The following is an 8051-nucleotide window of genomic DNA, read 5'->3' on the forward strand; positions in this document are numbered from 1 at the left end:
TCTCCGTTCATTTAACGACTGGTCGCATTCACGACTGCCTTGGCTTCCGCGCGTTGCTTAGCCTGGTTGGCGCGCTCAATATGCTTACCCATAGCATCTTCCCCCGTGCGCACGAAGGGGTTCAGACTGTTGACCAAGGCAGTCGGATCCAACGTCTTGGAATTCTCAACCTGTTCAAACGCGGCAATGATATTGGGCAGGCGGTCCGATCGAACGACGTTTGCCGGGCCGTCCACGATTTGTGTGTGCTCGCCGTGGATGGCGACGATCGGTACCAGCTTGTAGGGCAATGACAACGCCTGTTCCAATACCCGCGCAGAGTTCTTTACCTGGGACAGCGCATTACGCATTGCTCCTTCGCTGCCGCCCTGCGCTGTTGTCCTCCATTGCGGTGCCGCTGTTGCCGCATGGACAGTAGCATTCCGATACTTCGTTTCAATCAGGTAGCAATTGTGTCGTGTGACAAATAGATGGTCTATCTCAATCGAGTATTCACCCTGCTGGGGCAATGCACTGTCGAAGACCAGCAGTGTCCCATGCAACGCCCGCGCCTCCGGATAGACGGCGCTGAGTGCATCAATCGTCGATTTGACGTACGCTTCAGCTTCGTTGCCTGCGGCATGCCGGCGTATATCAGGATCTTCACTCAACTCCCCGATCCAATGAATGATGTTGTACGCAAAGGTCCCACTGGCTGCAGTACAGATGGCTCCCAACGTCCAGATGAAACGCTCGATCCAGACGTCTTTCGACGGCGCGATAACGAACAACGCGTATATTGCACCGGCATACATGCAAATGACCAATCCTTTCAGCAGCTTGATGCCGCCGGCCGAGTGCACGTAGCGCTCAGCTCTTTTCTCCAGGCGTAATGCTCTAGTGATTGGCTCCCTGAAAAGAAAACCAATTGCCAGAATCGGATAAACCAGGAAGACAGTTACTGCGAGTAATAGAAGTGCAGGAATCCATTCGAATGACGTTTCGCTGCTTTGCTCCTTGGAGTTTTTCGGTTGGCTCATTTGGCTTCCTCAGTGCTGTCGCGTGCATCCTCGCTTTGGTAAGTTTTTTTGGGCGTGCCGATTTGAAAACTTCTAAGCACATAGCAAAATGCCGCAATGAGGGGATGGTCCTTTCTGCGTTCACTGGCATCAATCTTGTCAAGCTCGCGATGGTGCTTCGCCAGTGAAGCACGACGCTCTTCGCCGCAATAGTCGAAGGTAAATATATTTTCATTCGTGATGTTACGTGGGTTAGTCATCGTATCTCCTTAGTAGACGGGAAACCATCCGCTCTGATATGACTTTCCTGTTGTTTGGATCAGGGCGAGATGTTGATACGAGTCTTACATACGAATTTCGCCGCGCAAGTCGACTTTCCGTCCCGCCAATACGATTTCGTTGCCGCGCAAGTCGAGCACTGATGCGCCGTGCAAATGTGGGATCGCCTCAAGGTACTGAATAATGCAGCTGCGCGCTGACCATCATGGGTTTAACCACGACGATATGACGCAGGCCTAAGAGACAACGTGCGTCAGATGGATCTCAACAGAAAGTCACGAGAGGAGTAACTCGTCGCGTGATGCGACCAGTCGTGGTGACGTTGCCTATTTCGCTGCACGGTTGCTCTTGGCGGCAGCTACGACATAACCAAGCACTGACTTCGGTTTAAAGTGCCCGAGCAGCTCACTGACCTCGGACGGTGAACGGTTGTCCATGAGCTCAAAGACCGCGAACGTATTGCGCAATGTGCGCCCCCCACGCCTGGTCTTTTTTATCCCCGCGCGTTCGTAGGTATCTCTTGCAATACGATAGACCGTCATTTTCGATAGCGGCTTGCCCCCGGCACGGGATGCCGGAAAAAGAAGATCGCCTGGTATCTTCAGGCGCGTACGAATGTCTAACCAAGCCGTGAGGTCAGGGTCGGCAAACGGCCGCAGAAAGGTCTTATGCTCCTTGGAACGCCCACCGACCGCTTCTGGCTGGATCGTGATGGTCCTGGTGCCGTCCGCTCCCGGGAGGCTGACATGGCGTTTTTGAAGGCTGACGACTTCGGCGACCTTCAGTCCGGCACCTAGCATCACGACGAGCATTGCTCGGTCACGCTGTCGTTTCCATTGTGTAGGCGTCGTGCCCACCTCGGGAAGGGCTTTCAGAAACCGTTCGCACTCTGCAGCATCAAGGACTTCCTTTGGGGCATCGATGCCCAATGCACTGCGGCTGCCTTGCATCTGTGCCATGGCAGTGAGCGCAGGGTTATTGTCGCCACTTCTTCCAAGGTGCGTATAGGTGCGATACAGCAACCGTAAATAGTCCCGGCGTACCCGGCTGCGCTTCTCGCCGCCCTTTCCCCTGCCTTGTCGCTTATGCGGGGTATTGAGGAAGTCGATAACGTGGGACGAATCTGCGTCCAGAAGCGGAACGTTTTTCTCACGCAGCCATTCGATGTACAGCCGGAACATCGTCGTGTATTGGTCGACGGTTTGCAATCCCAAAGGATAAAGCTGGCCGGTTTTATCGCGCTCTGGTGGTCGTGGCCCGAGTGCCTGAAAGCGCGAGGTGATCACGAAGTCGGCAAAGGCGCCAAGCGGATCGCGCTTGAACCGTGCGATTTCGCGTTTGAGTTGAACGGGCGTTAGCGGATCGGTCAATAACGGCACTTGTGGCTCCTCTGTTACGATCGGGCATTATCATGATAGTACAAGAATTATATTAAGTATCCGAGCAAACCATAAATCACAAAGCCTCTACGCATAACCATCCCATTCTGAAAAGCATAATTAACTCACTATAGGCCACCAGGGCTGGAGGCCTGGTATGCGGGGTGGGGCAAGTTGCATCTTAGCTGGCGCGTCTGCGGGATAGGATGGTGGTATTTTCGCTACTGGAACCTTAATAACATTTCTGCTGATTCGGCAAAGTCCAGTCACAGAGACTATTGGCGCGGCATTCAGCCAAAGAGACAGTTGTATAAAGCAAAATGGGCAAAGGTGGTTGCGGTCCAGACCTGCGCCCGTCTCAGGGTTGCTACGACGGTACTTTGGGGTTCCCTTGGAAAATCTTTCGTTTAAGAACTCCGTGCTTTTGCACGAAATCAAATCTGCTTAGCGTGATGTACTTGGCGCCGTTAACTTATGTGCACCCTTTCCTGCTTGCTACATCAGCCGGCGCTTCGTGCCCCTTCCGCAATTGAGCCTCAAATCTTGAGTGTGCGCATCGTGTAACCCAAGAAAAATCTTCCAAGTGAGCTCTGCTACGAAACTCTGTAATAGATGCGGTCTTAAACAGAGGATGCATCGAGTTCTTAGCCATACCTGGAAGCGGCGTGGTCGCTTGAGTGTGAATACCGAACCAACAATAGAATCAATCAATACTTTGTTAGACCCGCGCGGCGGGTCTAACAAATCATTTCTATTCTTGATCAGTAATACGTCCGTGCAATCTATGGATAAGGTGCTTGCTCGACAGTCGTCAGCGACAAATCTACCAGCGACCTCACAATCGGAAGAGCTCCGACGCCTTGGGCAGAGGCGCACTCGATCGCCATGAGAGCCATAATTGTTGCTACGCCAAACGCAGAGATTCCCGAACCAAGACCGGACACAAAAAGATCCGCACACTTGCTACGGAGATCAGTTATCTCATTTTGTAGAAGAACATCGTTTTCCATGTCGGTCTTGGAATGGGTGGTCGGGGTGTAATCTAATGCAATTTGTACATAACGCAAGCCTGCTTGCGCTGTCAGCAGCACGCCATCCTTCGACATTGCGCGCTCAGCCATAAGTTCTTCTGTTGCATTAGGATAGTTGTCCTTGATTTTGGCCTTATCGTCCGCACTCAGTTGCGCGGGATAGATCTTTGCCATCACAGCTAACGATGCATTTAGCAATGTGAGGGCCGCTTCATTCGGATCAGTGGCAATACTATCTTTTAACGTATATAGAATGTTCTTTTGCTTAAGCAAGCGGTCTTTCTGGATCGATGGCATAAATGGCTCCTTAAATGGCTGGTTAACTTCGTCAAAGTGAGGTTTCGAATCAACCGACATGTTGTAAGTTGGATTAAAAAGAGTGCCGCGAAAAGTACAGTGGTCAAAATCAAAAGCAAAGGTATTGTCAATTCTTTGGGCACTTCCTTGCCGTGTTGCCTTCCGTTTACCTTCGCTGGGCGATGATAATGTACGTGAAGGTATTTAACTGACTTGTAGCAGGCTAACGTACGGTAAATATATACATGGTTGCCACAGCGCCTATGTGACGGAATACCTCCTTAATGAAAAATGTGTCAATCCGCAAACCCTATAACTTAAAAAGGCAATCGCAATAAAGTAGTGCTTAAATCTTGCGCCAACGCCTCCTAATAATTTCCTCACCTTTTTGCATCATTCAAAATAGATTGAACGGTTCCTTTACTTAGTTTGGGTGCAATAGCTTCCACCTGCCGGCCATATTCCAGATGACGGATTTCATCCGAGGTAAGCAAAAACGTTTTAGTAGAACCTGTGGATGCAACGACGAAGCCTAACGTGAAGGCCACTAACATTAGCGCCGTCATTGCACCGGCGAATCGGACTTTCCACACTGACGGCGACGCGTGAGTTGCTTCATTTCGGAGTTCCGATAGCACCTTGCTTGCTGTGCCCTCCAAGGCTTGTTGTGTACGTTTGATTTCGTCCTTGAGAGTCTGCCTTGTATGTTCATTGATTCTTATTCGGGCATCCTTCTCAAAGGTAAGGATAACTTCGGCGAACTGACGCTCCCGTTGAATACTGATCTCGATTTCGCGTACGACAGACCGCAAGTTATGCTCGAGTGCAATTGAAGCTTGGAACGCGGTATCCTGCAGCAACGCTGGAAGGGATGCCTTGATCTCTTGTACCTGATGATGCAGTATCGAGACATCACCGATTAAGTCAGCAGTCAACTGTTCTAGTAGGGTGAGTGTTTTCATGTCTCACTAAACATGGTGTTGAAAACATGCTCAAGCTGTCGGTCGACGCCGATTGCCAAACGCCGCAAGTTCAACCTAATAGTCCACTGGAGTTTTTCCTCCCGCGTTGGCGCCTCGGCCTGCATCCGCTTGAAATCGCGATCATCGGAAAGCACCTCGGTAATGCTTAATCCTGCCAAGCGCAGTTTGGCAAACAAGTCAGTAGTTCGGACTACTGCATCTGGATATATTCGGAACTTCTGGTGCAATCGTTGATACTCAAAGAGACCATGAAATGTCTCTTCTATCACTGTGTCACGGTCAATGTTATTGAACCCCACGCGGATTTTTTCTGGTGGAACGCCCAGGTCGGCAAGTGCTTCAATCGTCGTGATTGTGTCACGTTGCTGCTTAAGTGGCTCTGTACAAGGGATCACGAAAACGTCAATGTCGGCGTGGCTGTCGGGATATCGTGCCATTTCGTACAGCAACTGCTCAGCGTTGGATGCACCAACGTCCACAACGGCGTCTTCAACAACGCCCACCGCTTCAATCAACTGATCATACTTTCTGGCGCTAATCTTCGGGCCAGTATTTTCACTGTCATTAATGGTTTCCACTTCAAAGAGCTGTGCAGGGAGCCTTGGCAGAATGATGTAACTCGTCCATGTTGATTTTCCTGCGTTGCCAGAATAGCTTAGAACGAACACCTTCCTTATTGTTCTAGATTTCCTACTCATTACTTAGCTCCAGTGTTTTTAGTAATAAAAGCTTTATGTTGACGTAAGGTTGGCGAGTAATTGGTTAGCAGGAGTGATGTACATGTCGGCCATTTGTTGGCCTTTCGCTCGTGCCGCAGATGGGTTGCCTATTACATCGAGTTCTTTGGAGGAAGGTGATCTTGTAATTGACGGAACGGCCTTAGCGAGCTTATGCTGCTTAGCTCTACTGGCGACCAATCCTTCATCTCGCCGGATTTGCATTAGCATGCGGCTAAGTGACTTTACGGTTACGTCAATTCCGATTTCCTTCAAGGCGGTGACAAGTGCGACGTGACTTACACCGTTCCGCTTTGCTTCTTCCAATGCATGAAATAGCTCGCGTATTTTGCTAATTTTCGTTTGCCGCTTGTCTGGCGTTGTTGAACGGATAATGTCCCCTGCATTTTTCTGCATACCGACTCCAAGTAATAAGCAACTGCATTCTGTTTTATTTCAAGAAAGGTGACTAGTGTCATCCGGCGGACATGGCCGCCTTAAGTTCATCCGCAAGTTCGTCCGCCGGCTAACTCTTTACGGCGCGGTCTTCGTTCCGGTAAAACAGCGCATCTAAACGTTAGAGGCGCTTTAATGGGAATCAGACACAAACTCGAACACCAGATTTCGGTCTTCAATCGTCAATTAGGCGGAGCGTATGCGACGCGCGAACAACGTGGACGAAACGGCAGGCAGTTTGTCTCATGGTATGTGGACACATTGGGAAGGCGGCTTAGACGGCTCGCTGACGTTGATCCTAGTACCCTGCCCGAGTATGCCGCACACTTGAGCAAACGAATGACACCAGGATCGATCCAGACTTCAATTGGGAATGTCCGTAGTTTGCTGCGGGCTGCTGGAGTCGACCTAACCGGATATGACACCAGTCGTGCATTAGGGGTGCCCGAACGAAATCGCGATGGCACTAAACTTCCCTTTCCGGATGAACGCTTCGACGAACTGTTAGTGCGCGCTTACGAGATGGATCCGGGCATGTACCACTCGATAAAGATGCAGCGGCTGCTTGGACTTCGTGGTTTGGAAGCGTTGATGTCTGGCCCGTCGATTGAACGATGGATCGACGAGATACAGTATCTGCATTCTGTGCATGTGACATCCGGAACCAAAGGCGGTCGCCCGCGCTTCACGGATATCCTGCACGGCCGGGCGACCGAAACGCAAGTGGCGCTTCGCGAAGCTATGGAGTATTTACAGCACAATAAGCATCTAATACAGGGCAAAGGTGGTGACTTAGAGTCTGCACGTAATCGATATCATGCGCTGGCCCGGAAGTTAGATATGACAGGCGAGTTTGCGCCGCACTCACTTAGATATGCCTGGGCGTGCGAAAAAGCCCGTGAGCTGATTGATCTTGGACTGGGGCGTCGGGAAATTCTATCTTTTTTGAGCACGTGTCTCGGACATGGCGAATCCCGAGGCCGTTGGATTAAGCAAGTATATATTGCGGGGGTTGTGCATTTGCTTCCCCGGCCAACCCGACTTGCGCGCAGGTTGTATAAGCTCTTACAGAAACTTGATCGCGTACAAACAGAAGAAACATAATAAAACGATTAAAAAGGTGGGCAAAGCCTTCCCACGAGGGCTTGATTCATGTACTATTGAAACAGGTCGCTCCGCGGCAGCAGGACTAAAATGGCTTTCGAGCCGAGAAACAAATCTAAAGAGTTTTTGTCAGTAGGGCAGAATCTCCTAGATGCTTAATTTTGCTACGTCACTACGTGACCTTAGTAAAACAATGGCTATTGATCCATGCAATAATGTACCAAGTGTTTTTTGTCTACTCGACAAAAAGTACTTCGTCTTACCAGTTTCCTTTGCCGCTACGCGGCACTCCTCCAAGCTTTAATTATAAATTTCCAACTCAGATACCAATTCCCGGTGCTCTGACTTCTAACGAGCAAGGTCTATCGCTGTGCGGTAGCGCCCGTTGTTCTCGACTATCGCTCAATCCTGTTAGGGTTAAGGAGATGGCTAACAATGGTCTGTCAGTGGCTATTCCTGACAACGGACCGTTAGCGATCACTCTACTCCCCTACTTCTGCCATTCGCGTGACGTCGTCACCACCCTCCTACACATTGCCTGCAATAAGGTAATCGCATAACTATTCATTGAATTGGCACGCTAGCGGGGTAACCACACCCGCTCTGCAACCTAACCTATTCCTGCGTTGCCAATTCAACTTACGCCATCCCTTCTTTACTCTGCCGTTTACGCACACGCATCACTGCTTCCTCGCACGTGCTGCCTTGAAAGTAAGCACCCGGTGATGGCACCTTGACGGGATTTTGATGAGCTGATCAGGCAGGCGTCCAGCGATGTGGCAGCAGTTCGCGAACACGATTGGCAGGC

8 protein-coding genes are annotated in these 8051 nt (G+C 50.4%); 1 reads left to right on the forward strand and 7 read right to left on the reverse strand.

Features of this window, described 5'->3' with window-relative positions:
• Positions 1 to 11 precede the first annotated feature (11 nt).
• The 7 genes from ASE07_RS21145 to ASE07_RS21175 form a co-directional block, all read right to left on the reverse strand.
• Positions 12 to 1019, reverse strand: a complete 1008-nt coding sequence (locus ASE07_RS21145; protein WP_057292806.1) for a nuclease-related domain-containing protein — start codon at positions 1017 to 1019, stop codon at positions 12 to 14.
• Positions 1016 to 1258, reverse strand: coding sequence for a hypothetical protein (locus ASE07_RS21150; protein ID WP_057292807.1), 243 nt, complete (start codon positions 1256 to 1258; stop codon positions 1016 to 1018). The genes ASE07_RS21145 and ASE07_RS21150 overlap by 4 nt, the downstream gene beginning before the upstream one ends.
• 345 nt (positions 1259 to 1603) lie before the next feature.
• Positions 1604 to 2656 carry a tyrosine-type recombinase/integrase gene (locus ASE07_RS21155; protein WP_057292808.1) on the reverse strand — a complete coding sequence of 351 codons (1053 nt, stop codon included), beginning with the start codon at positions 2654 to 2656 and terminating at the stop codon, positions 1604 to 1606.
• 782 nt (positions 2657 to 3438) lie between these two features.
• Positions 3439 to 3984: a hypothetical protein gene (locus ASE07_RS21160; RefSeq protein WP_057292809.1), complete on the reverse strand. Its 546-nt coding sequence runs from the start codon at positions 3982 to 3984 to the stop codon at positions 3439 to 3441.
• 380 nt (positions 3985 to 4364) lie between these two features.
• Entirely contained in the window at positions 4365 to 4946 is a 582-nt protein-coding gene (locus tag ASE07_RS21165; protein ID WP_057292810.1) for a hypothetical protein, read from the reverse strand.
• Complete coding sequence (stbB, locus tag ASE07_RS21170; RefSeq protein ID WP_057292811.1) at positions 4943 to 5665, reverse strand: StbB family protein; 723 nt, start codon at positions 5663 to 5665, stop codon at positions 4943 to 4945. The genes ASE07_RS21165 and stbB overlap by 4 nt, the downstream gene beginning before the upstream one ends.
• Before the next feature lie 33 nt (positions 5666 to 5698).
• On the reverse strand, positions 5699 to 6100 hold the full coding sequence (locus ASE07_RS21175) for a hypothetical protein (RefSeq protein WP_057292812.1): 402 nt from the start codon (positions 6098 to 6100) through the stop codon (positions 5699 to 5701).
• 378 nt (positions 6101 to 6478) lie between these two features.
• Between ASE07_RS21175 and ASE07_RS21180 the strand changes: the two genes are divergently transcribed.
• Positions 6479 to 7243: an integrase domain-containing protein gene (locus tag ASE07_RS21180; protein ID WP_162256929.1), complete on the forward strand. Its 765-nt coding sequence runs from the start codon at positions 6479 to 6481 to the stop codon at positions 7241 to 7243.
• Positions 7244 to 8051: the final 808 nt, after the last annotated feature.

It is taken from the genome of Noviherbaspirillum sp. Root189 (genome assembly GCF_001428545.1).
GTDB lineage: Bacteria > Pseudomonadota > Gammaproteobacteria > Burkholderiales > Burkholderiaceae_D > Noviherbaspirillum.

Excerpts from the sequence above, each read along its gene's own strand:
- ASE07_RS21180 (WP_162256929.1), top strand. The coding sequence starts at position 6,479 with ATGACACCAGGATCGATCCAGACTTCAATTGGGAATGTCCGTAGTTTG.
- ASE07_RS21175 (WP_057292812.1), bottom strand. The coding sequence starts at position 6,100 with ATGCAGAAAAATGCAGGGGACATTATCCGTTCAACAACGCCAGACAAG.
- ASE07_RS21150 (WP_057292807.1), bottom strand. The coding sequence starts at position 1,258 with ATGACTAACCCACGTAACATCACGAATGAAAATATATTTACCTTCGAC.
- stbB (WP_057292811.1), bottom strand. The coding sequence starts at position 5,665 with ATGAGTAGGAAATCTAGAACAATAAGGAAGGTGTTCGTTCTAAGCTAT.
- ASE07_RS21145 (WP_057292806.1), bottom strand. The coding sequence starts at position 1,019 with ATGAGCCAACCGAAAAACTCCAAGGAGCAAAGCAGCGAAACGTCATTC.
- ASE07_RS21160 (WP_057292809.1), bottom strand. The coding sequence starts at position 3,984 with ATGCCATCGATCCAGAAAGACCGCTTGCTTAAGCAAAAGAACATTCTA.
- ASE07_RS21165 (WP_057292810.1), bottom strand. The coding sequence starts at position 4,946 with ATGAAAACACTCACCCTACTAGAACAGTTGACTGCTGACTTAATCGGT.